General features: G+C 66.7%; 29 protein-coding genes and 1 pseudogene. 16 read left to right on the top strand and 14 right to left on the bottom strand.

From position 1 onward, the window contains the following. Positions 1-5 precede the first annotated feature (5 nt). From KF708C_RS10305 to KF708C_RS10265, 12 genes are all read left to right on the top strand, one after another. The gene (locus KF708C_RS10305) at positions 6-323 is read left to right on the top strand and encodes a hypothetical protein (protein ID WP_059411693.1); all 318 of its coding nucleotides are present in this window, start codon (positions 6-8) and stop codon (positions 321-323) included. Beyond that, positions 323-661, top strand: coding sequence for a hypothetical protein (locus KF708C_RS10300; RefSeq protein ID WP_059411692.1), 339 nt, complete (start codon positions 323-325; stop codon positions 659-661). Before KF708C_RS10305 ends, KF708C_RS10300 begins: the two co-directional genes overlap by 1 nt. Continuing rightward, entirely contained in the window at positions 658-1,077 is a 420-nt protein-coding gene (locus tag KF708C_RS10295; RefSeq protein ID WP_059411691.1) for a hypothetical protein, read from the top strand. The genes KF708C_RS10300 and KF708C_RS10295 overlap by 4 nt, the downstream gene beginning before the upstream one ends. Further along, positions 1,070-1,537 (top strand): hypothetical protein, encoded by a 468-nt coding sequence (locus KF708C_RS10290; protein ID WP_059411690.1) that lies wholly within the window; start codon positions 1,070-1,072, stop codon positions 1,535-1,537. Before KF708C_RS10295 ends, KF708C_RS10290 begins: the two co-directional genes overlap by 8 nt. A gap of 2 nt (positions 1,538-1,539) precedes the next feature. Further along, complete coding sequence (locus KF708C_RS10285; protein ID WP_059411689.1) at positions 1,540-2,292, top strand: hypothetical protein; 753 nt, start codon at positions 1,540-1,542, stop codon at positions 2,290-2,292. Continuing rightward, the gene (locus KF708C_RS10280; RefSeq protein ID WP_231586426.1) at positions 2,292-2,927 is read left to right on the top strand and encodes a glycoside hydrolase family 24 protein; all 636 of its coding nucleotides are present in this window, start codon (positions 2,292-2,294) and stop codon (positions 2,925-2,927) included. Before KF708C_RS10285 ends, KF708C_RS10280 begins: the two co-directional genes overlap by 1 nt. Next, entirely contained in the window at positions 2,920-3,369 is a 450-nt protein-coding gene (locus KF708C_RS10275) for a hypothetical protein (RefSeq protein ID WP_156173779.1), read from the top strand. Before KF708C_RS10280 ends, KF708C_RS10275 begins: the two co-directional genes overlap by 8 nt. Position 3,370: 1 nt before the next feature. Next, positions 3,371-3,790, top strand: a complete 420-nt coding sequence (locus KF708C_RS10270; protein ID WP_059411687.1) for a hypothetical protein — start codon at positions 3,371-3,373, stop codon at positions 3,788-3,790. Then, complete coding sequence (locus KF708C_RS36385) at positions 3,787-3,954, top strand: hypothetical protein (protein WP_197090338.1); 168 nt, start codon at positions 3,787-3,789, stop codon at positions 3,952-3,954. Before KF708C_RS10270 ends, KF708C_RS36385 begins: the two co-directional genes overlap by 4 nt. After that, positions 3,951-4,112 carry a hypothetical protein gene (locus KF708C_RS35575; RefSeq protein WP_156173778.1) on the top strand — a complete coding sequence of 54 codons (162 nt, stop codon included), beginning with the start codon at positions 3,951-3,953 and terminating at the stop codon, positions 4,110-4,112. The genes KF708C_RS36385 and KF708C_RS35575 overlap by 4 nt, the downstream gene beginning before the upstream one ends. Then, a complete protein-coding gene (locus tag KF708C_RS36380) occupies positions 4,109-4,285 on the top strand; it encodes a hypothetical protein (RefSeq protein WP_197090337.1) in 177 nt (58 codons plus the stop codon). Before KF708C_RS35575 ends, KF708C_RS36380 begins: the two co-directional genes overlap by 4 nt. Positions 4,286-4,453: 168 nt before the next feature. Then, on the top strand, positions 4,454-4,810 hold the full coding sequence (locus tag KF708C_RS10265; RefSeq protein ID WP_059411686.1) for a hypothetical protein: 357 nt from the start codon (positions 4,454-4,456) through the stop codon (positions 4,808-4,810). Here the strand turns inward: KF708C_RS10265 and KF708C_RS10260 are convergent. After that, on the bottom strand, positions 4,807-5,139 hold the full coding sequence (locus KF708C_RS10260) for a hypothetical protein (protein WP_059411685.1): 333 nt from the start codon (positions 5,137-5,139) through the stop codon (positions 4,807-4,809). The genes KF708C_RS10265 and KF708C_RS10260 overlap by 4 nt on opposite strands. 265 nt (positions 5,140-5,404) lie before the next feature. Here KF708C_RS10260 and KF708C_RS10255 point away from each other — a divergent pair. After that, positions 5,405-6,217 (top strand): annotated as a pseudogene (locus KF708C_RS10255) (ISNCY family transposase); the annotation flags it as partial. Positions 6,218-6,723: 506 nt separating this feature from the next. Here the strand turns inward: KF708C_RS10255 and KF708C_RS10250 are convergent. The 3 genes from KF708C_RS10250 to KF708C_RS10240 form a co-directional block, all read right to left on the bottom strand. Beyond that, positions 6,724-6,993: a Txe/YoeB family addiction module toxin gene (locus tag KF708C_RS10250; protein ID WP_059411684.1), complete on the bottom strand. Its 270-nt coding sequence runs from the start codon at positions 6,991-6,993 to the stop codon at positions 6,724-6,726. After that, entirely contained in the window at positions 6,990-7,253 is a 264-nt protein-coding gene (locus KF708C_RS10245) for a type II toxin-antitoxin system Phd/YefM family antitoxin (RefSeq protein WP_059411683.1), read from the bottom strand. The genes KF708C_RS10250 and KF708C_RS10245 overlap by 4 nt, the downstream gene beginning before the upstream one ends. A gap of 168 nt (positions 7,254-7,421) precedes the next feature. Then, a complete protein-coding gene (locus KF708C_RS10240; RefSeq protein ID WP_059411682.1) occupies positions 7,422-9,614 on the bottom strand; it encodes an SdiA-regulated domain-containing protein in 2,193 nt (730 codons plus the stop codon). 519 nt (positions 9,615-10,133) lie between these two features. Here KF708C_RS10240 and KF708C_RS10235 point away from each other — a divergent pair. Further along, positions 10,134-11,771: a hypothetical protein gene (locus tag KF708C_RS10235; protein ID WP_059411681.1), complete on the top strand. Its 1,638-nt coding sequence runs from the start codon at positions 10,134-10,136 to the stop codon at positions 11,769-11,771. A gap of 104 nt (positions 11,772-11,875) precedes the next feature. Here KF708C_RS10235 and KF708C_RS10230 read toward each other — a convergent pair whose 3' ends face one another. The 7 genes from KF708C_RS10230 to KF708C_RS10200 form a co-directional block, all read right to left on the bottom strand. Further along, complete coding sequence (locus tag KF708C_RS10230; RefSeq protein ID WP_020202528.1) at positions 11,876-12,241, bottom strand: glyoxalase superfamily protein; 366 nt, start codon at positions 12,239-12,241, stop codon at positions 11,876-11,878. 130 nt (positions 12,242-12,371) lie between these two features. Continuing rightward, entirely contained in the window at positions 12,372-12,650 is a 279-nt protein-coding gene (locus KF708C_RS10225; protein WP_197090336.1) for a chaperone modulator CbpM, read from the bottom strand. Between the two features lie 43 nt (positions 12,651-12,693). Further along, entirely contained in the window at positions 12,694-13,638 is a 945-nt protein-coding gene (locus KF708C_RS10220; protein WP_059411680.1) for a DnaJ C-terminal domain-containing protein, read from the bottom strand. Positions 13,639-13,829: 191 nt separating this feature from the next. After that, positions 13,830-15,371, bottom strand: coding sequence for a tripartite tricarboxylate transporter permease (locus KF708C_RS10215; protein WP_029043499.1), 1,542 nt, complete (start codon positions 15,369-15,371; stop codon positions 13,830-13,832). Positions 15,372-15,376: 5 nt separating this feature from the next. Beyond that, positions 15,377-15,859: a tripartite tricarboxylate transporter TctB family protein gene (locus KF708C_RS10210; RefSeq protein WP_020202532.1), complete on the bottom strand. Its 483-nt coding sequence runs from the start codon at positions 15,857-15,859 to the stop codon at positions 15,377-15,379. Positions 15,860-16,209: 350 nt separating this feature from the next. Continuing rightward, a complete protein-coding gene (locus KF708C_RS10205; protein WP_059411679.1) occupies positions 16,210-17,352 on the bottom strand; it encodes an iron-containing alcohol dehydrogenase in 1,143 nt (380 codons plus the stop codon). 173 nt (positions 17,353-17,525) lie between these two features. Next, positions 17,526-18,326 (bottom strand): IclR family transcriptional regulator, encoded by an 801-nt coding sequence (locus KF708C_RS10200; RefSeq protein ID WP_020202534.1) that lies wholly within the window; start codon positions 18,324-18,326, stop codon positions 17,526-17,528. Positions 18,327-18,497: 171 nt separating this feature from the next. Between KF708C_RS10200 and KF708C_RS10195 the strand changes: the two genes are divergently transcribed. Together KF708C_RS10195 and KF708C_RS10190 are read left to right on the top strand one after the other, a co-directional pair. Further along, complete coding sequence (locus KF708C_RS10195) at positions 18,498-18,911, top strand: hypothetical protein (protein ID WP_020202535.1); 414 nt, start codon at positions 18,498-18,500, stop codon at positions 18,909-18,911. A gap of 255 nt (positions 18,912-19,166) precedes the next feature. Next, on the top strand, positions 19,167-20,468 hold the full coding sequence (locus KF708C_RS10190) for a UDP-N-acetylglucosamine 1-carboxyvinyltransferase (RefSeq protein WP_020202536.1): 1,302 nt from the start codon (positions 19,167-19,169) through the stop codon (positions 20,466-20,468). A 15-nt stretch (positions 20,469-20,483) separates the two neighbouring features. On the opposite strand, the gene KF708C_RS10185 is transcribed toward KF708C_RS10190, so the two are convergent. The 3 genes from KF708C_RS10185 to KF708C_RS10175 all read right to left on the bottom strand — a co-directional run bounded on the left by KF708C_RS10185 (position 20,484) and on the right by KF708C_RS10175 (position 23,770). Then, positions 20,484-22,121, bottom strand: a complete 1,638-nt coding sequence (locus KF708C_RS10185; RefSeq protein WP_059411678.1) for a histidine kinase N-terminal 7TM domain-containing protein — start codon at positions 22,119-22,121, stop codon at positions 20,484-20,486. 75 nt (positions 22,122-22,196) lie between these two features. Further along, complete coding sequence (locus tag KF708C_RS10180; protein ID WP_059411677.1) at positions 22,197-23,501, bottom strand: HipA domain-containing protein; 1,305 nt, start codon at positions 23,499-23,501, stop codon at positions 22,197-22,199. Further along, a complete protein-coding gene (locus KF708C_RS10175) occupies positions 23,498-23,770 on the bottom strand; it encodes a helix-turn-helix domain-containing protein (RefSeq protein WP_020202539.1) in 273 nt (90 codons plus the stop codon). The genes KF708C_RS10180 and KF708C_RS10175 overlap by 4 nt, the downstream gene beginning before the upstream one ends. Between the last annotated feature and the right edge of the window lie 66 nt (positions 23,771-23,836).

Raw genomic sequence — 23,836 nt, 5'->3', positions numbered from 1 at the left:
CAGTCATGGGCGAATGGGACACTGTGCAGCCGCAGTCGTATTACTCCGACCCGATGGTGAGCACGGCGGCGGATGCCAGCGACCTGAACCCGCTGGCGCAGACCGGCGCCGACCTGCTGCGCATGGGTCTGTCGCGGCTGATCGACGTGCAGACCGTGCGCGCGCTGCAAGGAACGAACACGTCTGCCGTGCTGCAATCGGCGGGCGCCACCATCAGCACGGCCCCGGCCTACTACGTGCAGGGCCGCGCCCTGTTCGGCGGCGGCATGATGCCGCTGCTGGTGGCCGGCGCGCTGATCTGGCTGATCGCGGAGAAGGGCTGATGGATCCGTACGGGCAGGCTGGCATCAGCGCGGGCATGGGCCTGATGTCGTCAAATCCGTATGCGGCCGGCATCATGGCGGCAAGCTCGGTGGCCGGCCAGATGCTGGGCGGCCCGGCCCCGAGCAATACCGCGCTGTCCGGCTCGGGCATGTTTGACCAGCACTTCGACGGATCGGGCTGGGTGGTGGCGACAGGCGGAAGCGACGCCAGGGCGCTGCCGACCGTAACCAGCGCTGTGCAGGCGACTGCCGGACAGGCGCTGGGCCTGCTCCAAAACCCGATGGTGCTGATTGCAGGCGCTGTGATCGCGCTCGCCTATTTTCGGAGCCGGGGATGAAGATCGAGATCATCCCGGAGCCGTGGACGGATGCCCATGACGCGGAGATTCTCGCGGCGTTCTCGGGCCGCACGCTGCGCAAGACCGACACCAGCGGCGGCATGCAGCCGTCCACCGAGTACCTGCGAAACGGGGCGTTCTGCCGGGTCTATCGGGACGGCGCGCCAGTGATGTGGTACGTGGCAATCGCCCACACCTACCTTGACGCGACAGAAATCGAGGTGGCGCTTGCCTATGGTCACGCCGATTGCGACTTGGTGGCGGAGGTGATGCCGCTGATTGAATGGCAGTGCCGCGAGGCGGATTCCATCCGCGTCACGACGCGCCGGCGCGGCATGGTGCGCAAGCTGCAACGCCTGGGCTACCGAAGCGACGCGGTACTAATGCGCAAGCGCATGGAGAAACAGCATGGGTAGCTTTTTCGGCGACGGCGTGAAGCGTGAGGACACTTCGTCCAACGTCAGCACGACCACGACGACCACAAGCAACACCGACAACCGGATGGTCAATGACGGCGGCAGCGTCGGCATCAACGGCACCGGCAACGTGGTCACGGACAACGGCGCGGTCAATGCCGCCTTCGACTTCGCCAAGACCAGCACCGAAACCAGCTACAAGTCCACTGCGGATGCAATCGGCCTCGCGCGCGACGGCTTGAAGATGAACCTTGACCAGTCGGCCATCAACGCGAAGGGCTTCTTGGACAGCATGGGCAAGCTGCTGGACACGGCCAAGTCGGTGAACGAGACGGCCACGTCCAACGTGGCCCAGGCATACAGCAACGTGCAGGAAATCAGCACGGGGCAGAAATTCATGGTGGCCGGCGCGCTGTGCATCGCCGGCATCGTCGCCGTCAAGAGCATGGGGAAGGGCTGATCGTGGGCATCATCGAATCCGTACAGCAGTACGACCTGAACATTCCGGCGGGCGGCGCGCAAAACATCGACGTGGCCGGCGACCGCGTGCAGTTCCTGTCGGCGACCGATCCCTTTGCGCAGATCGAGATTCGACCGAACTACGCGCAGGGCAACATCAGCCTCAAGCCGGGGCAGGGCTTCAAGTTCAGTGAGCAAGTGACACGCTGGGTAGTGTTCAACCGCAGCAACCTGCCGCTGTCCGGCTATCTCCTGATCGGATCGGGAGACTTCTTCGACCAACGCATTGCCGGAACCGTGGATGTGATCGACGGCGGCAAGGCTCGCACGATGGGCGGAGTTGCGATGATGGGGTACGGATACGGCGTGGCGACGGTGGGACAGTTCTCGCATATCCAGTTGTGGAACCCTGCCGGCAGCGGAAAAAATCTCTTTGTCGAGCAGTTATCGTTTTTCTCAACCGGCACCGTCGCGAACGGTGTCGGTGTGAAGCCGAGTAGCACGCCGCTGGTGAATTTCTACAGCAACCCGCAAAGCAAGCGGCTCAACGCACAAGCATCAACGGCAGAAATCCGCAACCAAGCAAATGCAGCATTCCTGGGCGGAATCTTCATGGGCGTGCTCGATAAGGTCAACCGACTGATGCGGCCAGCAGAGCCGATCATGGTCAGCCCAGGGGCCGGCTTGATGGTAATCGGCAGCGTGCCAAATGAAGACCTGGGCGCGGCGTTCGAATTTTTCGAGGAAGCGGCCTGATGGACCGCAACACCTTCGCGCTGCTGATGCTGGCAACCGTGGGCTACGTGGTGTGGCGCGACATGCAGCGCAGCGAGGAAATCGGCGCGCAGATGCCCGACCTGATCGACCAAGCTGAGAACTACTTTTACGACGCCACCGAGGGCAATGTCTTCGGCGGAACAGAGGAAACCGATATGGGCCAAGCTGCGAACAACCGCGCCGCCTTCCTGCTGATGATCCGCACCGCCGAGGGCACCGCCGGGCGCGATGGCTATCGCACGCTGTTCGGCGGCGGGCTGTTCGACTCGTTCGCGGACCACCCGCGCCAGGTCGTGACGGCCATGTCCAACGGCAAGCCCATCAGCAGCAGCGCGGCAGGCGCCTACCAGTTCCTGCGCCGCACGTGGGAAACGCTCGCGGCTCGCTTGGGCCTAACGGACTTCTCGCCGGCCAGCCAGGACGCGGCCGCGCTCGAACTCATCAGCGAGGCGGGCGCCCTGGGCGACGTGGACGCGGGCCGCTTCGCGCTGGCAGTGCGCAAGGTGCGCAAGATTTGGGCGAGCATGCCCGGCGCCGGCTACGGACAGCCCGAAGTGGCGCTGAACCAGTTGCAGGCCGCCTATCAGGCGGCAGGAGGTGTGGTGAATGGCTAAGGCATCGCAACGTGGGGGCGGCGGCGGCCCCGATATTCTGCTGATCGCAGCGGTGGGCGCGATGGCGTTCCTCGCGCTGCGCTCGCGCACGGCAGGCGCGACCGGCGTGCCGATGACGACCGCCGCCGGACTGCGCCCGGACTACACCGCGCAGCGGAACATCGCGTACACGCAAGCCGGCCTTGGCCTGCTGGGCACGATTTCGGGCCTGTTCGGTGCCGGCTCGCCGGATACCGTGCTCAACGGCGGGCAGGTGTCAGGCATCTTCGGCGGCGGCAACTCGGCGGCGCTCGAATACAACAACCTGAACGGCTATCTCGGGCAGTTGGGCATCGACGCCACGAACGGATTCACGCCGGCGGAGTTCGGCAACCTCAATGGTGCCTACACGTATGGCTCGCAGGTCGAGTCGCCCAGCCTGGGCCAGTGGATGAGCTGGTGACATGAAAGACAGCACCGCCAAGCTGCTGATCGCCGCCGGCGCCGTCGCGGCGCTGGCCTACATCGTAAAAAAAAACGGCGGGGTGGGGGGTGTGGCTGCGGGTGCAGCCAGCGCGCTGGTGGGGGCGGTGGGGGATGCGGCCAGCGGCGTGGTGCTGGGGATCGGTGACGCCCTGGGCGTGCCGCGCACCGACATGACGGAATGCGAGCGGGCGATTGCGGAAGGGCGCACGCTGGACGCTTCCTTTGCCTGTCCCGCCGGCACGTTCGTGGGTTCGCTGGTGGGCAACGACCGCCAGCCCGATTATTCGTTTGGCGACTGGCTCGGCACCATTGCGAGCCGGCCCATTACACCTTGGGTCACGTCCGAGAACGCGGGCGGCGCGGCCTTTATCTATCCGCGAATCAGGAGTGCATCTTGAAATTTCTGCAACGTCTGCGCGAGCCGTCCACGATGGCCGGCCTGTCGGGGCTGGCGGTGATCGTCGGCGCCAACCCTTCGAAGGTCAATGCGGTGTCCGCCGCCATCGCCGCCGTGCTGTCGGCGCTCGCCGTGTTCCTGCCGGAACAGTCGAAGGGCGAATGATGGACGCGCTGACGCTGGACGCGCTGAAGTACTTGGTATCGGTGCTGCTGGGCGCCGGCGCGGCGTACGGCGGCATCCGTGCCGATCTGCGCACCATGCGGGCCAGCATCGACCGTGCGCACAAGCGCATGGACAACCATTTGCAGGGGCATCGGTGAGCGGTCGCGGATGGATTCCCACGCCGGCGGAGGTCGGGCGGGAAACGCTGATCGTGATCGGCGGGGTGATCTGCGCCGCCGTCATCCTGTCGCGCTTCCCGGCGCTCAAGGAGTGGATCGCAACACAAGGCACGGTCACGCTGAAAGACCAGCAGGGCCGGATTTTATGGTGACAACGGAGAGAAGCATGGCAACTCGGAAACGCAAGACCCCGCCGCGCAAGGCCAACGGCCAGTTTCGCAAGCGCAAGAAGCGCTGACAGATCCAGATCGCGCGACACGCAAGAGCCCCGGAACGCCGGGGCTTTTTCGTTACACTGGCGCAAACAACAGGGAGGGCGTATGCGAACAGTGGGGGCGGTGGTGTTGGTGGTGGCGCTGGGCGGATGCGGGCTACGGTACACCGGCACACAGGAACAGATGCAGCAGGTCGCGCGCGGCGCCGCCGAAATGATGAAGAAAGACCCCTACAGCGACACCGTGGCGGCAGCAGGGACCGGTGCGCACATGGCGCTAAGCACGCTGGCGGGCCAGCCGAGCGAGGCAGCGCCCGCATGTGCGGCAACGCTGTCGGGAGGGTGCTTGCAGCCGTGGCAAACATACGGCGGGACGGCGGATCAGGGCCGGAAGACCTCGATGAAGGATTTCACAGGCCTGCCGGACGATTTCCATAAGGAAACGACCATCGGTAAGGACTAGGCCTGCAACATGCCGGGTTCGGGAAGCGGTGTGACGCTGGACAGCTGGGAAGGTGCCGGCGGCGGACGCCGTGACTGGAAGTCGATGACTTCGCCGCGCACGATGCCGAGCCGAGGCAAGGCTTTGGCGTAGCCCATCTGGCGCGCCAGGTCGAGCGCCTCCATCTCTTGCAGGCGCAGCAGTTCGGCGGCCCACCAGGGCGGTGGCCGGCGGCCGGAGCGCCACGCGGCGATGGTGGCGCTGGTGCAGCGCAGGCGGCGCGCCAGGGCGGCAGATGGGATGCCGGCGGCGTAGTGATCGAATTCCCGAAAAGTGGCGTGTTGGTACATGGCTCGTATTCTTGTGGTCGAAAAAAAACCCCGGCAAGATGGCGGGGCCAGAATTATCGACGCGGATGGTATTTTTGCTGGAAAGCCGCGCCGGTGTTGGCTGGCAGTCCCACTGAACGGATTTGACATAATGATGATTATGCGAAAATCAGATGTAGCGGCAAAGTTGTAATGTCCGGTTCTGGCAAAGTTCAAATGTCCGCCTGAGGCGCCCCGTCCGTGGTATTCAGCCTGCCCGGTTGAATGCAATGGAGGACGCCCGGCGATGGCTGGATCCGAGGTCATTACAGTAAGCATGCGTGAGTTAGAAAGGCTCAAGACCGTCCAGGCGGTCGTGGATGGTCAGTTGCGGCCCGGCGTGGCTGCCGAACGGTTGGAGATCACGGACCGGCAGTTCCGGCGGCTGCTGGAACGCTATAGGCAGGAAGGCCCGTCCGGGCTAGTGTCGCGACGGCGTGCCCGGCCAAGCAACAATCGGATGTCGGCGGACCGCGAATCCGTAGCCCTTGCCCTGATCCGTGAACACTACGCCGACTTCGGGCCGACGCTGGCCTGCGAGAAGCTGCGCGAGCGCCATGGACTGACGTTGTCCAAGGAATCGATCCGACGACTGATGACGACTGCCGGCCTGTGGGTGCCGCGCAAGCAGCGCCCGCCCAAGGTCTATCAGCTCCGCAACCGGCGCGCCTGCTATGGCGAGCTTATCCAGATCGACGGATGCGATCACCGCTGGTTCGAGGACCGGGCTTCGGCCTGCACGCTGCTGGTCTACGTCGACGACGCCACCAGCCGAATCATGGAGCTTCGCTTTACCCATTCGGAGGCCACGTTCACATACTTCGCAGCGACGCGCGCCTACCTGGAGCGCCATGGCAAGCCGGTGGCGTTCTACAGCGACAAGGCCAGCGTGTTCCGAGTCAACAAAAAAGGAGCGACCAGCGGCGACGGCCACACCCAGTTCGCCCGAGCCCTGTTCGAGCTGAACATCGAAGGTATCTGCGCCAACAGCAGCCAGGCCAAGGGCCGCGTTGAACGGACTCACCTGACCCTGCAGGACCGGCTGGTCAAGGAGCTACGGGGCCGAGACGCCGATTACTTGGTGTTCTCGAGTCGCTTGAGCATCAGAGCACCCATCGTGGAGTGCTGTCTCGCCAACGAACTGCGCAACATCGCCTCGTACGGAAGATCTAGATGTTCAACGCCGTGCACGATGCTCCAAAACACCCCAGCGCCATCGTCGTCCGGAAACCGTTCGAAAACGGAAAATAGCGCAGGCAACAAATGATCAGACACGCCCACTGCCCAAAGTTCTTCAAGTAGCCCTTCAAGTGGCAACCAATTCCCAGAAGCGGGCGTGAACTGAGCGATGTCGGCGATGATTTCCTGTTCTGTTCGCATCTATTCCATTGATCCATTGGGGATACAGCATTGTGCCTTCATTGCATACCAGGCGGACATTTCAACTTTGCCCGTGACCGGACATCTGAACTTAGCCTTGACATCAGATGTACAGGTTAGATTAGAAATGTCGCACCCCAAACGGCCCCAGATCTAGCCGAAAGCCGCCACGCGATCACCTAAGCCCTACTTGTCGCCGTAATGCAGGCGACAGGCGATGATGGTCAGTTCGTCGTCGCTGGCGAAATAGACCAGGCGGTTGGTGTCGTCGATGCGGCGCGACCAGTAGCCGGACAGATTGCCTTTCAGGGGCTCGGGCTTGCCGATGCCCTCGAACGGCTGGCGTTGTGCGTCCTGGATCAGCGCGTTGATGCGCTTGAGCGTCTTCTTGTCCTGGCCCTGCCAATACACATAGTCTTCCCAGGCGTCAGGCGTGAAGGCCAGCGGGCGCGTCATTCAGCGTCCGGGTCGATCAGGTCGTGCTTCTCGGCCATGCCGGCGCGGTGCTGCTGAATCGAGCGCATCAGGCGCCCGGCGTTGGCCGGCGAGTTGAGCAGGTGCATCGTTTCCATCCAGCTGTCGTACTGCTCCTGCGACATGATGACGGCGTTGGGTGCGTCGCGTCGTGTGATCAGCACGGCGTCGTGATCGGCGATGGCTTGGTCGATGACCGCCTTCAGGTTGTTGCGGGCATCGGAGAAATGAACGGTGCGCATGGGCTCCCTCCGTCAGACTTGTTCAACTAACTGAACAAGTATAGCACCGGGAAGTTCGGCATGCGCAGTTGAAATGTCCAAATCCGGACACCACACCACCCCCGCAAAAACAACCGCACCCCGGAGGTCGACCGACCATCCGGGGTGCGTTGTCCTGCGTCGGCCTTCTTACTTGCCGGGCGAGCCGACCTCGGTGGCGTCGCCAGGCGCGGCGAAGGCGTTCAGTTCACCGGCCACCGCCGCCTTATAGGCCGGCGCCGAGGTGGAAACGCCGTCCCAGACCGCCGAGGTGTTTGCCGTTCCGCCGAACGCGGCGCCGGCATGGCTGGCCGCGGTGAACGTCACGCCGGTGGAAGGCGCCGAAGTCGGGACGCTGACCGTCGATCCGTCCGCCTGCGTCGTCGTGACCGCCGAGCCCTTGTAGTTGAAGGCCGTCACCACCTTGCCCTGCTGGTCGAAGAGAACCACCATGTCCTCCTTGCCCAGGCCGATGCCCTTGGCGCCCATTGCGATGACCGGCGTGGTCGCATCCAGGCCCCAGGCCGTCTTGAACGCGGTGGCGTCAGTCGTGTTGACCACGACCAGGCGCCCGCCCGCGGGAATGACCGTGCCGGAGGGGAACAACTCGAAGTTGTTGGCATCCGTGGCGGTCGCGTGGTCGTCGCTCCACTTCCAGCCGGACAGATCGGCCACTGCCGTGCCGTAGTTGTAGATCTCGAAGAAGTCAACGCCGGAGGGCGTGCTCTCGTTCGAGTTCACTTCGCTGACCAGCACGGTCGGGACCACGGGGGCCAGCGAGACGGTGCTGAAATTGAATGCCGTGGGCGAACTGATGCCGTCGAAGGCATTGCCCGAGGTATCCAGGACGGCACCGGCATCCACGCGGACATCGTAGTTGATGCTGTTCTGCAGCGGTGTGCCGGGCGTGACGATGACCGACGAGCCGCTGAACTTGACCTGCGCCGTGTCGGTGACCGGAATGGTGCGCGTATCGCCGGCGCTTTCGATCACGATGTTGCCCACTCCCCTGCTCACCGTCTCGTTGAAGTTCAGCGAGATCGAGGCGTTCGCGGCGACATTGGTGGCATCGTCGGCCGGCATGGTGCTGGCGAGCTGGGGCGCCACGTGGTCGGCTTCGCCCACGGTGGTGAAGGACAGCGCGGCGGCGTTGGAGATGGCCGGCGCGCCGTTGATGACGCCATCGGCGTAGCTGATGGTGTACTGGGAGCCCGGCGCCAGATCGACGGCGGGATTGATCTTCACGACCTTGCCGCTGATGGTCACCTGCGCGTCGCGCACGGGAATCTTGCGGACATCCTTGGCGCCGTTGCTGAGGACCACGAAGCCGTCGCCGGCGGTCACGTCCTGCGGGAAAGTCAGGTACAGGTTGCTGCCGACGCCGACCGCGTCCTTGTTCTTGGTCGGCGTGAAGACGGCCAGTTCGGGACCGGTGCCATCGCCCTTCTCGCCCACGGCGTAGAGGTTGCCGGCCGGGTCCATCGTCACGCCTTCGTTCTGGGCGGCGCTGCCCACCGCCAGGCTGCTGTGGACGTTGCCGGCCCGGTCGACCTTGACGACTTCGCCGTCGGGCCCGCTGATGACGACGAGGTTGTCATAGTCGGGCGCCGTCGACGGCAGGATGTTCGACAAGGCAAACACGTCGTTGTGCGAGGACAGCCCGGTCTTGGTGGGATCGAACAGGTCGACCGAATTGTCGGTGGTCGGCGAACCGTTCGACGCCGTGCCAGCAGCGAAATCGATCGTGGTCTGGAACAGCCCGATGGGCTGCTTTTCCTTCGCGAAGATGTAGCCGCCCGTCATCGGGTCGTAGCTGACCCCTTCCAGGCCGATGTTGCCAATGGTCGTGCCCAGCTTGACGGTCTTCGCGCCGGTGCCGTCCAGAACGGTGTTGGGAACGTAGCTGAACTGGTCGACTTGCCGGAAGCGCTCTTCCACCAGCACGAACTTGTTGCCGCCGACCCAGGAGATGCCTTCGGTGTCGTAGAAATACGTGCTCTGCGGCTTGGTCGCGTCGGCGGCCAGCTGCATGGAGTCGATCAACTGGCCCTGCTTCGTGACCTGCGTGATCGAGGTGCCGCCATCGCCGATGACGAACAGCGTCCCGGTGTCCTGGTTGTAGGTCACGCCGGACGCCTCCGCGGCCAGCAGGTTGGCTCCGGTCCCTACCGGCAGCGCGTACTTGCCCGTCGAGTAGTAGTTCTCCAGCTCGTAGGTATCTTGCGCAGCCGCGAAGGAAAGCGCCGGCGCGCTGGCTGCGGGAGTCTGGGCGCTGGGGCCTGCCGGGGAGGAGGACGGGGAGTCACTGCCGCACGCGCTCAGGGCAAGCGCGAGCGCGGTCAAGGGGAAGACCAGTCTCCGGGTTTTGAATTGTTTTTCTGGGGTTGCCATAGTCGGGATGGGAGCGGTTGTTACAATTGGAAACAGGCATATTAATGGTCTTATATGTCACTTTTGCTTCAGGGAAACAGAATGGCGCCCGACCGCCTGAAGCCCGCCTGCCTGAGTGGCCACCTGACTGGGGGCACAACGGAAGACCGGCAACGCAGTGAAACCACTCCCATCCCGCTCCCATCCTGGTCGCATCAGGCCCGCGTCACCACCGCCCTGCACCACCCCCACGACGGCGCCCGGATGCCCCGGCCGCCAATGCCCGCCTCGCCAAGTGTGCAGCACGCCATATTTGTCAACTCCACCTTTGGCGGGGTATCAGGTCGAAAACCGTTGCGCGAGACTCGACGCCGCCTGGCATTGGCCTGACAGCCCGTGCCGGCCGGAGCGCATGCCAGAGCCAAGGGAGTCAAGGGTCGGGAACCTCCCGGTGTGCGCGACAGAAATCAACCAGATAAGAGACATTCAGGGATGAAATCGAAACTTGTTTTGGCGGGGCTGGCGGCTGCCGTGCTTTCCGCGTGCGGCGGCGGTTCGGGGGATAGCGCAGCAACTGCGCCTGCGCCCATTACCACCAAGGTCAGCGGCACTGCCGCGGTGGGCGCGGCACTGGCCAACGTCACCGTGCAGGCCAAGTGCGCGGTGGGCGGCGGCAGCGCCACGACGGCTGCCGACGGCACCTTCACGATCAACATCGCCGACGCCAAGCGCCCCTGCGTGCTGAGCGCGGTGGCGCCGGACGGCACGGTGCTGCATTCGGTGGTGGAAGCCGGCACGGACACCAGCGTGGTGGCCAACATCACGCCGCTGACCGAACTGGTCACGGCCGCGCTGGCGCAAGGCAGCACGAGCACGTTCTTCGACCAGTTCGACGCCAACGCCCAGGCACGGCTGACCGCCGCCAACCTGTCGACCTCGACCGATACCGTGCGCCTGGCGCTGACCGGCCTGGTCGACATCTCCGGCACCGACCCGCTCAAGGGCGCGCTGGTGGCGGCCAGCGGCGGCAAGGCCGGCAACGCGCTGGACCAGTTGCTGGACCAGCTGGCCGCGCGCCTGGCGACGTCCAAGGCCACCGTGGCCGACCTGTCCACGGCCATCGGCAGCAACGCGGGCCCGGTGGCCATCGGCACGATCCTGCAGAAGGCCTCCGCCACCTGCGCGGGCCTGCGCACGGGCAAGTATTTCGGGCTGCGCGCCGGCTACTTCTCCTCGCTGACCGTCGATGCGGACGCGCTGACCCTGACGGACAATTCGCCGCTGACCAGCATGATCTCGGCTTCCGTCGTGAATCCGACGTGGCCGCTGGCGCCGGCCGTGAACGATGCCTGCCGCTTCGACGTCACCGGCACCCCTTCCAGCCTGCTGGTCTCGAAATCGGGCGTGTCGCTGCTGATCCCGAGCGCCGGCGCCGTGGCGGCGCCGAATGGCCTGCTGGGCTTCGTCGTGCCGGCACAGCAGCTGCCGCTGGCCGACCTCGCCGGCAACTGGAATGCGCTGGCTTTCCAGAGCGCCGACAACGGCAACACGTACGGTACGTCACGCCTGACCTTCACGCTGGACGCCAACGGCAAGATGACGGCCGCTTCGAGCTGCGACGACGATAACGCCTGCACGAGCTGGGGCGCCGGCGAGCTGGCCACGCTCACGGCCAACAACGACGGCTCCTTTGCGGCGACCAGCAACGCCGGCACTGGCCGGGCGGCGGCGTTCAAGGGCACGGACGGACTGGTGTCCGCGGTGATCGGCCAGTCGAACGGCCTCATCGTCGCCACCAAGCAGGTCGTGCGCGCCCTGCCCGTTGCCGGTTCGACCAACTCGTACTGGGACTATGTGGCATTTGCCGACCTCGCCAGCCAGTTTGGCGTCTGGAGCACCACGATCACCAGCGTCGATCCCAAGACCAGCACGTACACGCGCACCCGCATCGACGACAAGCGCGTCGACGCCTGGACGCAGAACGTTCCGGTAAACGGCCTGCGCTATCGCGCCAAGGGCAGCGCCGCGGACGAACTGATCGCGATGTCGCTGGGCAACACCGGCGTGGGCGTGAACATCGGCCTGCACGTCACGAAGCCGTACCTCGACATTTCGGTGAATCGTCCGTGATGTCCTGCCCGGCGGCCATGCGCCGCCGGGCGGATTCCACATGGACAGGCTGGACAGCCCGCTGCGAAGCGGGCTTTTTTTTCGCCGGGCCGGCGCGGACCGCGCTAGTCCTCGGAAAGCTCGCAGAAGCGCAGGCGATTGCCGAATGGATCCGCCACCTGCAGTTGCCGTCCCCAGCCGAGGGCTTCGATGGCGGGCTTCGCATATCGATACGGCTTCGATTCCAGTTCGCGATGGAGCGCATCGATGTCATGGACCGGCACGAACACCGTCGATCCGGGCGTCGCGTCGCCGTGGTGCTCGCTCAGGTGCAGCGTCAGGCCGGAGCGCCTGACCTGCATGTACAGCGGAAAGTCGTCGCCGAACCGATGCTCCCACTCCAGCGAGAAGCCGAGGTAGTCCAGATAGAACTCCCTGGCCTTGTCGATCGAGAAGATGCGGAGGATCGGGATGGCGGCGGACAGATTCATGGCTTCAGCGGATCGGGAGACTGGCGGACTGGCGGACTGGCGGACTGGCGATGATGGATGCGGGCCGGGAACCTGCAAAGCTCGGGCAGCGACCGGGCGCCCGCGCCCGGTCTTGCGTCACCTGCCTGCCTCATCGTTCTCCCAGCTGCCGCAGCCGCGCCCTCAGCGTCTCGATCTGCTCCAGCAGGTCGAGTACCACGGCGGTGCCGCCCACGCTCAGTTCGAGGTCGTGCATCAGCCGCAGCGCCGTGCGCGTGCGTTTCAGGGCCGAGCCGTCGAAGCGCCATTGGCGCGGGTCCTCGCCGTGCGCGGGGATCACGCCCTCCGCCACCAGCGCGGCCACCTGATCCGTTTCGGCCCGGCAGGCCACGCTCAGTTCGACCAGCGTGAACTGGACCTCTTGCTCCACGAGAACGCCCTGCAAGCCGGGCATGCCGTTATCGCTCATCGCATCAAGCCTCCAGTGGACGGCGCGGGGCAAAGCCGTCGAAGGTCTTCGCCATCTCCCGGTAGGCTGCCTTCGCCTTGTCCGTGTCCGCCGGCGGCAGGGCGATCGACAGCACCGCGTACAGGTCGCCGGGCTGGCCGCCGGGAATGCCCTTGCCCTTGAGCCGCAGCTTGCGGCCCGACGCCGAGCCGGGCGGCAGTTTCATCTGCACGCTGCCGTCCGGCGTGGGGATGATGACGTCCGCGCCGAGCGCGGCTTCCCAGGGCGCCACCGGGATGTCGACGTAGACATCGCCGCCGTCCACGCGGAACAGCGGGTCCGGCGCGAACGCGACTTCGAGGTACAGGTCGCCGGCCGGCGCATCGCCGATGGCGGGGCCGCCCTGCCCGGCGAGCCGCAGGTGCTGGCCGCCGCGGATGCCCTTCGGGATGCTCACGTCCAGCTGCCGCTCGCGCATGCGCACGTGCCCGTCCGCGTCCATCTGCGGCACGCGCAGCGAAATGGTGCGGCGGGCGCCCCGGTAGGCGTCGCGCAGGTCGATCTGCACCTTGGCGTGATGGTCGCTGCCGGCCATGTGCGTGCCACGCGCGCCGCGCGCGCCGGCCGCGCGGGCGCCGAACAGCGTCTCGAAGAAATCGCTGTGGTCCATGTCGGCGCCGGCATAGCCATCGCCGCCGCTGTACTCGAAGCCGCTGTCCCAGCCCGGCGGCGGGGTGAACTCCCGGCCGGACTTGTAGCGCGCCTCGACGTCGTCGTAGGCGGCTCTTTTCTCGCTGTCCTTCAGCGCCTCGTATGCCTCGGCCACGTCCTTGAAGCGGGCCTCCGCATCGGGTTCCTTGTTCAGGTCGGGGTGGTACTTGCGCGCCAGCTTGCGATAGGCACGCTTGATGTCGTCCTGCGTGGCCGTGCGCTCCACGCCCAGCGTCGCGTAGTAATCCTTGAACTCCATGCGGGCTCCCGGCAAGGGACTGCGAGATGCGGCCGGCACTCGCGGCCGGCATCCGCTCAAGTATAGCCAAGGCTCGGGGCGCGGCGTGTGATTCTCTCGTGGCGGGGCGCGCGCCCCGCCTTCCCCGGCGGCTTGCCGGTCATGCCAGCGCATGACCGCGGCAATCCGCGCCGGGGGCGCTACGCGGGGTATTACTTGCTCAGCGCGGGTTCGCTGGCGGGGACTTCGATCGGCTTGCGCGGCTTCTTGCGGCCGCGCCACACCGAGTACGTGACGCCGAGCAGCAGCAGCGCGGAGGCGACGACGAAGGTGCAGCTGATCGGGCGCTGCACGAAGATCATCATGTCGCCGCGCGACAGCAGCAAGGCGCGGCGGAAGTTCTCTTCCACCATCGGCCCCAGCACGAAGCCGAGCAGGATCGGCGCCACCGAGAACCCGAGCCACATGAACAAGGCCCCGATCAGGCCGAAGGCCATGACTTCCCAGATCTGGAACAGGCTGTTCTGCGTGCTGAAGACGCCCACCACGATAAAGAACATCGCCGAGGGGAACAGGTAGCGGTACGGCACCTGCAGCAGCTTGACCCACACGCCGATCAGCGGCACGTTCAGCACGATCAGCAGCACGTTGCCGATCCAGAAGCTGGCGATCAGGCCCCAGAAGATGTCCGGGTGCTCGCCGATCAGCTGCGGGCCGGGAGAGATGCCCTGGATCATCAGCGCACCGAGGATCAGCGCCATCACCGCGTCGCCGGGGATGCCCAGGCTCATGGTGGGGATGAAGTCCACCTGCGTCTTGGAGTGCGACGAAGCCTCCGGCGCGGCCACGCCCGCGATCATGCCGGTGCCGAATTTCTCCGGCGTCTTGGAGATCTTGCGCTCGAGCGCATAGGCGATGAAGGTGGTGATGGTGGGGCCGGTGCCGGGCATGGCGCCGAACACGGTGCCCACGCCGGTGCCGCGCACCATCGGCCAGAATGCCTCCTTCAGCTCGGCCATCGAGGGCCGCATGTCGCGGATGCGCAGCGAGCCCTTGTTGTGCACCACCGCCATGCGGTTGACGTTGAGCAGGAAGTCCGCCACGCCGAACAGGCCCATCGCGATGGCCACCAGTTCCAGGCCGTCGCTCAGCTCCGGGATGTCCAGCGCGAAGCGGAACGTGCCGGTGTTCACGTCGGTGCCGACCACGCCGCAAAGCAGGCCGAACAGCGTCATCGCCACTCCCTTGAGCGGCGAGCCGCGCGACATGGTGGAACCTGCCAGCAGCCCCAGCAGCATGATCGAGAAGATCTCGGTCGGGCCGAACTTGAACGAGATTTCCGTCAGCAGCGGCGAGGCGAAGATCATCACGATGATGCCCACCGAGGCGGCGAAGAACGAGCAGATCATGGTGATGCCCAGCGCCGTGCCGCCCTTGCCCGCCCGCGTCATCGGGTAGCCGTCGAGGCAGGTCACCGCGTGCGGCGGATGCGAAGGCAGGTTGAGCAGGATCGCGCCGATGGCGCCGCCGTACTGCGAGCCGTAGAAGATGCCGGCCAGCATCAGCACCGCGGGCACGGGATGCATCGCGTAGGTCAGCGGCAGCAGGATGGAGATCGCCGACAGCGCGCCCATGCCGGGCAGCACGCCGATCAGGTTGCCGACCAGCACGCCGAAAAAGGACCACATCAGGTTCGTGCCCTGGAAGGCAACGCCGAAGCCGAACCACAGGTCATGCAAAGCACTCGAGACCATGATGATCAGCCTCCCCAGGTAAACAGCGGCAACTGCAATTGCAGCGCCCACCAGAACACCACCGCGGCGATGACGCACATCGCCAGCGCCAGCACGATGGCCTGCTTGATCGTGTTGCTGCGATCGCCCAGCGCCGAGATGAACACGATCGCGAACGTCGCGGGAATCAGGCCGCCGTACTTGCCCAGCAGCAGGAACGCCAGCACGCCCAGCACGATGCAGACGCAGCCGCGCAGGTCGGGCAGGCCGTGGCTGTGGTCATGCCCCGGCACCGGCGCCGCCGCGGCCTTCTCGCCGCGCGCGGACAGCGCGATCATCACGCCGACCAGCGCCAGCAGCGTGCCCACGGCGACCGGAAAGAAACCGGGCCCCATGTGGGCCAGCGTGCCGGTGCGGTATTGCAGCCCGGCCGTGACCGAGGCAAGCCCGACCAGCGTCATCAGGGCGCCGCCGTAGTAGTCCTTCTTGAATTGGGAGGGTGTGCTCATTGCGCGGCTCCCCGGATCGCTGGCAGCGAGGGGGACGCCGCCGGCCGTGTGGCCGCGGGGCGGTATGTGTGGGTGTCTTGGTACATAGGCTGGTCCTTTCGTCTCCTATTTCTGCGCCACCGCGCCGCGAATGAATCGCGGATGCCGTGGCGTGTGGAGACTCTATGAACGCAGCCTTCCAAACCGCTTACCGTCGCCTTGCATTCGGCTTTCGTCCGAATGAAATTCCGGGGAAAAATCCATGTTTCTACTTTGTACAAATTACGATACAAAATAGATCACTACATGACGCATGCGCGGACGGAACTTTCCGGCGGCGGGCCCATACACGGGCGGCCCGCGCGCCGCGCCTACGCGACCTGCTCCAGCAGCGCGATGATTTCCTCCGGCCCCGTGAACTTGCGCGGATTGCTGTGCGTCCAGCGGTCCAGCAGCGCGTTCCTCGCCACCAGCTCGAAGTCCTTGCGCTCCACGCCGACCTTGTGCAGCCGGTTTGGCATCTCCAGCGCGTCGATCAGCTCGGCCACGAGGTCGGCCGTCTCGCGGTTCGCGTCGCCCAGCGCCGCGCTCAGCAGCTTCTGCTTTTCCTCCGTCACCGGCTTGTTGAAGCGCAGCACGCCCGGCAAGGTCACGCAGGTGCAATGGCCGTGCGGCACGTGGAAGGTGCCCGCGAGCACGTGGCCGATGCCGTGGCTGGCGCCCATCGGCACCAGCGACCACATGCCCATCTGCGACAGCCACATGCCGGCCTGCGCGTCGGCGCGCGCTTCCATGTCGCCGGGGTCCTTCCGGGTGCGCTTGAGCGCATCGGGCAGCGTGCGCAGCGCCTGCAGCGCGGTGCCGTCGACGAACGGGCTGCCGTAGGGCGAACAGAACGACTCCACCGCGTGGTCGACCGCGCGCATGCCGGTGGACAGCCACAGCCCGAGCGGCGTGTGCCGCGTCAGCACCGGATCGAACACCACGGTACGCGGAATCATCAGCGGGTTGCGGATGCTCTGCTTGAGTTTCCTGACCGGGTCGTTGGAGCCGCCGCTCTGGTGGAACTCGCCGCCCGACAGCGTGGTCGGCACCGCGATCTGGCGCACCTTCGGTCCGCGGAACACCGGCGCCTCCACCACGCCCGTCGCCGGGTCCGTCTTGAGGCGGAACGGCTCGAACTGGTCCAGCTCGGTGATGTCGTGCTCCAGGCACAGCTGCACGTTCTTGCCGGCGTCGGTGATCGAGCCGCCGCCGACCGTCACGATCAGGTCGGCGTCCGCCGCGCGCGCGACCGCCGCCGCGCGCAGCACCGCATCGCGCGGAATGTGCGCGGGGATGTCGTCGTGGATGGCGGCGAACCTCGGGCCCAGCGCGTCGCGCAGCTTGCCGATCTCGTCGGTCTTGTTGTTGAGCGTATTGCTGACCAGCAGGAACACGCGGCGCGCGCCGAGCCGCTCCACTTCCTCCAGGACCACCTCGACGAACGGCCGCCCGAAAAATACCCGTTCCATCGGCGGAATGCTGAATGAACCTTGTCTCATCGTGATCCTTCGTTATGTTGGCCGGGCAGCCCGGCGGTGGCATGACACGGCGCGAGGCCGCCCGGCCTCGGTAAATCAGGAAGGGAAGGCCCGCGCGGCGGGCCGGCTCAGGTGGCCAGTTCGGTGGCCAATCAGGTGGCCGGTCAGGCAGCCAATACCGCCGCCTCGACGTTGCGCACCACGTTGAGCAGGCGCGGGCCCCACTTCTCCACCAGATCGCCGGGCGTCAGCTGGTAGGCTGGCCCGCAGCAATTGAAGCCCAGCACCGCGGTGCCGTCGGCCGAGCGGTAAGGCACGCCCACGGCGTTCACGTCGGTCTGCCATTCGCCCACGGACAGGCAGAAGCCCAGTTCGCGGAAGGACTTCAGGCCGGCTTCGAGCGAGTCGCGGATCTGGCCGAACTCGGACGGCGCGCGCTGCGACAGCTCGGCCAGCAGCCCTTCCCGCTCGTCCCCGGTCAGGCCGCAGTAATAGGCGCGGCCCATCGCCGAGGTCGCCAGCGGCACGCGCGAGCCGATGTTGAGGCGGAAGTTCTGGTTGGCCGCGCTGGCCGCGTTCTCGACATAGAGCATGGTGTGGCGGTCGCGCATGCCGATGCCGACCGAGGCCGAGCAGCCATCGGCCAGCTCGCGCATCAGCGGCCGCGCCAGTTGCCGCACGCGCATGGCGCCCAGCACGGAGAAGCCCAGCGAGACCACCCGCGCGCCCAGGTAGAACTTGGCCTGCGCCTGCGCGTATTCGAGATAGCCGTTGGCCAGCAGCGTGTAGGCCAGCCGCGACACGGTGGCCTTCGGCAGCCCCGTGCGCTCGACCAGTTCCTGGATGCCGAGGAAGCGCTCCTGCGAGCGGAAACAGTCCAGCAGCATCAGGCCGCGCGCGAGGGCGGAAACCTGATCCTTGTCGGCGTCATCGGGGTCGGGGGTGGTCGCGGTCCTGGTGTTCACGCTGCGGATCTTTAAAATGGAACATGAGGTCCATTATATTCAGCGAAAATGGCAATGCAAGTGTCGTGTCAGGCGTAAATTCGAAAGACCAAAGAAAATTTGACTTTCTCGTTCCGTGCAATCAAAAATAAACGGAACTCATGTTCCATAAGGTTAGAGACACTTCCCTCCATGCCCACCGCATCCACCAGCAACGTCGCCGCCCGCGAAGACATCCAGCGCGCCTGCAACGCCGTCCTCGACGCCTTCATGCAGGCGCTCAACGACCACGACGCCGCGGCGATGGACCGCTGCATGCACTTCCCGCACACCCGGCTCGCCAACGGCACCACCACGATCTACGAAGCGCCCGGCAGCAACCCGATGGACCTGTTCAAGCGGCTCGAAGAAGCGGACGGCTGGTCATACAGCCGCTGGGAATCGCGCGAGGTCGTGCAGTGCAATGCCCGCAAGGCGCACGTGCTGCTGAGCTACACGCGCTTTCGCAAGGACCACAGCGTGATCGGCGTCTATGACTCGATGTACGTCATGACCTTGGAGGCCGGCGGCTGGGGCATCCAGGCCCGCTCGAGCTTCGGTCCCTGAATCCGGCCCCTGAAGCCGATTCCTGAGCGCCGCGCGGGTGCCGTGGCGGGCATGCGTGCCGGGAAAGGGCGACAAAGGGCGACAAAGGTCGGGCAAAAGGAGAACAAGGTGACGTGCCGGGCTGCGTCGCGGCGCGCCGGCGCAAGTACAATGCGGGACGCGCCCGCGGCCGGTCCGCGCTGTCGCGCTCCGGCCAGCCTCGATCCGTCTCCGTCAAGTCTCCGTCAGCCCAGCCAGTCCCCTTATTCCTGATCCATGTCCAATCTCATCGTGCACGGTGGTACGCCTCTGCGTGGCCGCATCATCCCCTCCGCCAACAAGAACGCGGTGCTGCCGGTGCTGTGCGCCACGCTGCTCACGGCGGAGCCGCTGCGCCTGCACGGCGTGCCGGACATCACCGACGTGCGCAAGATCCTCGACATCTTCCGCACGCTCGGCAGCGACGTGCGCATGGACCACGCCACCGGCACGCTGGAGCTGCACCACCGCGACACCCGCTTCGACGCGGCCAGCCACCGGCTGCCCGAGGAGATGCGCTCGTCCATCATGCTGGTGCCGCCGCTGCTGGCGCGCTTCGGCGTGGCGCGGCTGGAGGACAACGTCAAGGGCTGCACGCTGGGCGTGCGCGAGATCGATCCGCACGTGGACGTGTTCCGCCGCTTCGGCGGCCAGATCGAGCGCGCCGACGGTTCGCTGCTGGTGCGCAGCGCCGGCCGCCTGACGCCCAACGATCACTGGCTCGACTACGCTTCCGTCACCACCACCGAGAACTTCGTGCTGTGCGCGGCCGCCGCCGATGGGGTTTCCACGCTGACCAACGCGGCGTCCGAGCCGCACGTGCAGGAATTCTGCCGCTTCATGGAGATGCTCGGCGTGCGCATCGAAGGCATCGGCACCTCGCGCGTGACGGTGCACGGCGGCCATGCGCTGCGCGGCGGCGAATTCCACTTCGACGAGGATTTCCACGAGATCACCACCTTCCTGGCGCTGGGCGCCATCACCGGCGGCGACGTGGTGGTGCGCAACAGCGCGCCCGGCAATTTCCCGCTGATCGATCGCACCTTCGCCAAGTTCGGCGTGCAGATCACGCACGAGGACGGCTGGTCGCGCGCCACCTGCCCCGGCCCGCTCGAAGTGCAGACGCCGTTTACCAGCAACGTGCTGACCAAGGTGGAAGCCGCGCCGTGGCCGTATTTCCCGGTCGACCTGCTGCCCATCTTCATCGCGCTGGGCGTGCGCGCCAAGGGCAACGCCATGTTCTGGAACAAGGTCTACGACGGCGCGCTGGGCTGGACCGGCGAGCTCTCCAAGTTCGGCGCCCACGTGTTCTCGTCCGACCCGCACCGGCTCATCACCTTCGGCGGCAACCCGCTCACGCCGGCGGTGGTGGAAAGCCCGTACATCATCCGCGTGGCCATCGCCCTGTTCATGGTCGCCGCCAGCATCGACGGCCGCTCCGAGATCCGCAACGCCACCCCGATCCGCCGCGCCCATCCGCGCTTCGTGGAAAACCTGCGCAGCCTGGGCGTGCAGGTGGAGTGGACCAGCGAGGAATAACCGGGTCCGTCCGGCTCAGGGACAGGTGGCCAGCATTGCCTGGTCGCGCATGACGAAGCGGTCGCGGCCGTTGCGCTTGGCCTCGTACATGGCGGCGTCGGCCTGTTCCAGCAGCGCCTCCAGCCGCGGCGAGGCCGGTATCTCGCACACCGCGCCCACGCTGATGGTCACGTAAGGGTGCTCGGGCCAGCCGCCGTGCGGCAGGCGCAGCGCGCGCACCGCCTCCAGCAGGCGCAGGCCGGCGGCGCGCGTGTCCGGCGCCGCCGCCGATGGCAGCACCACCACGAATTCCTCGCCGCCCACGCGCGCGCAGAAGCCGCCGGCGCCACCGGGACTGCCGAGGCCATCGCGCAGCGCGCCGCCGATGGCGCCCGCCACGCGGCGCAGGCATTCGTCGCCATGCACGTGGCCGTGCAGGTCGTTGTACTGCTTGAAGTAATCCACGTCGATCAGCAGGAAGCCCACCGGCAGGCCGCGCTCGCACGCCGCGGCCACCACCGCGGCCGCCTCGCGCTCGAAGAAGCGCCGGTTGTAGGCGCCGGTCAGCGCATCGCGGTACAGGTCCGCCTCGATGCGCGAGAGCTTTTCCTCGGTCTCGCCCAGCCGCTCCGCCAGGCTGGAGTTCTCCACCGTCAGCGCCTGCTCGCGCGAGCGGAAGCGCGTCACGTCGCGCAGGAACACGATGATGCCCACCGCCCGCCCGTTCAGGTTGCGCACGGACTCCACCGTCAGCTCGTAGTCCACCCGCTCCTCGGAAATCAGATGGGACCCGCCGCCATGCGCGCCCGCGCGGCTGGCCTCGACGGCATGCCGCCACGCGCGCGGCACCGGCTGGCCGCGCGTCATGTCGGCCAGCAGGCGCCGCGCCGCCGGGTTGGAGTCCACGATGACATCGTTGGCGTCGGCGATCACGCAGCCTTCGTGCAGCGAATCGAACACCCGCAGCCGGGCGTAGTGCCCCACGTCCTCCAGGTGGCCGCGCAGCGCGCAGAACCACACCAGCACCGTCATCACCGAGAACGTGGCCGGCGTCAGGTCGCCGCCCAGCGGCCCCGTGTGCCGCGTCAGGTAGGCCACGTTGGCCAGCAGCGGCAGCACCAGCCCGCCGGCCAGCACGGCACGGCCGCCGCGCGTCAGGCTGCTGCCCGGCACGGGCGCCGTCGCCAGGAAATAGAGGCTGACGAACAGCAGCAGGTAGGTGTACGCCGCCAGCGCGGCATAGGCCGGCCCGTGGGTGAAGACCGCGCCCGGCGGCGCCCCGCCCGGCACCAGCGCGATCGCCGACCAGATCAGCCGGTGCTGCTCGTTGGTGAAGACCAGGCCCAGCGTCACCACGCTGACCACGGCGTGCATCGACAGCAGCCAGCGCGGGACGGCGAGCTTCGGCCGGCTCAGTTGCAGCATGGCGCAGAACCAGCCGATCGGCACCGCCAGGATGCCGACGTACTGCAGCTGGGCCCACAGCACGCGCGCTTCCAGCTCGGACGAACTCAGCTCCAGCAGGCGGCCCCCGCTCCACAGCGCCGTGCCGCCGGCCAGCACCAGGAAGGCCTTGACGGTGGGATCGTCGCGCCGGGTCCAGGCCAGCAGGGCCATCGTCAGGCTGCCGACGACCGCGAAGGTCAGACAGAGAACTAAGGGGTACGAAGGCATTCGGCCGGTTCCAGGGTACCCGCCCGGCGGCAGCGCCGGCGGGGGACGCCGCCGATTATATAAGGCGGCATGCCGCTATATTCCGCCCGGCATGCGCAGGCGTTCGGACATTTCCTTGACCGGCATGGCCAGGATCGCATTCAGGATCCGGCTTTCCCCGCCGTCCGGCATGGCCTCGGCCTCCACCTCCGCCCGGACGGGATTCGCGTGCTCCGTGACGGCGGCGATCACGGCATCGAGTTCGAAGGCGGCGGCGGCCCGGCTCAGGCCCAGTTCCTGGCCGGCCTGGATCACGTCCACGCGCCGGAGGTCGCGGTAGTGCCGGGTCGCGCCGATCTGCATCGACAACTCCGAATCCGGCCAGTACGGCGCGTTGTCGCGGTGGTTCCTGGTGTCGTAGACCACGGTGCTGACGATGTCGTAGAACGGGGCCAGGCTGTAGCCGTCCAGGTCGGCGAAGAACGACAGGTTCTTCATGTGCGCGTCGCCGTTGCCCACCAGCAGGTTGAACACCACCCAGCGGTAGATGCCGAGGCGCGCGGCCGCGCGGGTCCGGGTCAGATCGATCAGCGCGCGCAAGGTCTGCGTGGATGCGTGCGTGTACTTGAGCGTCCGGCTCCTGCCGCGCAACTGCATGCCGTCGATCACATGCCGCCGCCGTACCGCGTCGCCGCTCGCGTCGCGGTCGAAACGCGCGATGGCGAAGACCGGCGCGGGCACGCGCAGGAATTCGGTGGCCGGCACCGGCAGGCCCGCGCGCGCCGCCAGCCGCATGCAGAACAACTCGTTGATGGCGGCATGCGGCCACGCGGTGCCCCTGGCTTCCGGCTTGAGAATGTGGGTGGACGGTTCGGCGCCGACCGGTTCCAGCAACTGGCGGGCGCCTGGCTTGCCCACCAGGATGGCCGCCAGCTTGTGCTGCGCGCCGCCGACCGACATATGCTTGGGCGCCCTGGCGTCGAGCGGCCGGCCCGGCAAGTCCTGGATGCGCTGATGCAAGTCCGCGAAGGACAGCGGCACCCGGCTGCGGGCGGGTTCCTGCTGGCCCGGCGCGAGCAGCGTGATCGCGCCCGCCGACTCGGCACCGTAGAACGCCAGCATGCCCCACGCGTCTTCGATGTCGAGCCGGGCCGCGCCGGCCAGCAAGGCGCGCTGTCCTTCTTCGGGCAGGAGGTTGTCGAAGAAATACTGCACCGGCCGGTCGGTGCTGCTGTCGACCAATGCCTGCGGGCCGAGCGGCAGGCTCGGGCAGAGCGCGAAGCGGCCCGGCTCGCGCAGCCAGCCGGCGTCGTAGGCAAAGCGCCAGACGCCGTTGCTGTCGGTGACTTCGCCGATCTTGATGCCGTTCGCGTAGGCGGCAAGCGTGCGGTCCTCGCTCATTTGCGCACCCGCCGGCGGGCAAGCCCGCCCTGTTCGGCCATCAACGCCTGCACGTCCGGCGCTTCGCCGTACAGCCGCACGCCGAGCTCCTGCAGCAGCAGCAGCACCTTGCCGACCTGCGCGGTTTCCTTGCCCCGCTCCACCGCGGAGATGAAGGCGGGAGACAGGCCGGTGGCGCGCGCGAGCTCGTCGCGCGTGAGCTTTTGCGCCATGCGCGCGGCGCGGGCGAGTTGCCCGAGATTCGCGGGTGCCGAGATGGGATGCTGCATCGGTGACGGGAAGGAAATAACGTATGCGGACGAAGACAGTATAGTGCCTCCCAGTCTTGCAAGGCA

The organism is Cupriavidus basilensis (assembly GCF_000876015.1).
GTDB classification, from domain to species: Bacteria; Pseudomonadota; Gammaproteobacteria; order Burkholderiales; family Burkholderiaceae; genus Cupriavidus; species Cupriavidus basilensis_B.
Note: the sequence above shows the minus strand (reverse complement) of the source record. Positions and strands in the feature narration are given on the sequence as shown.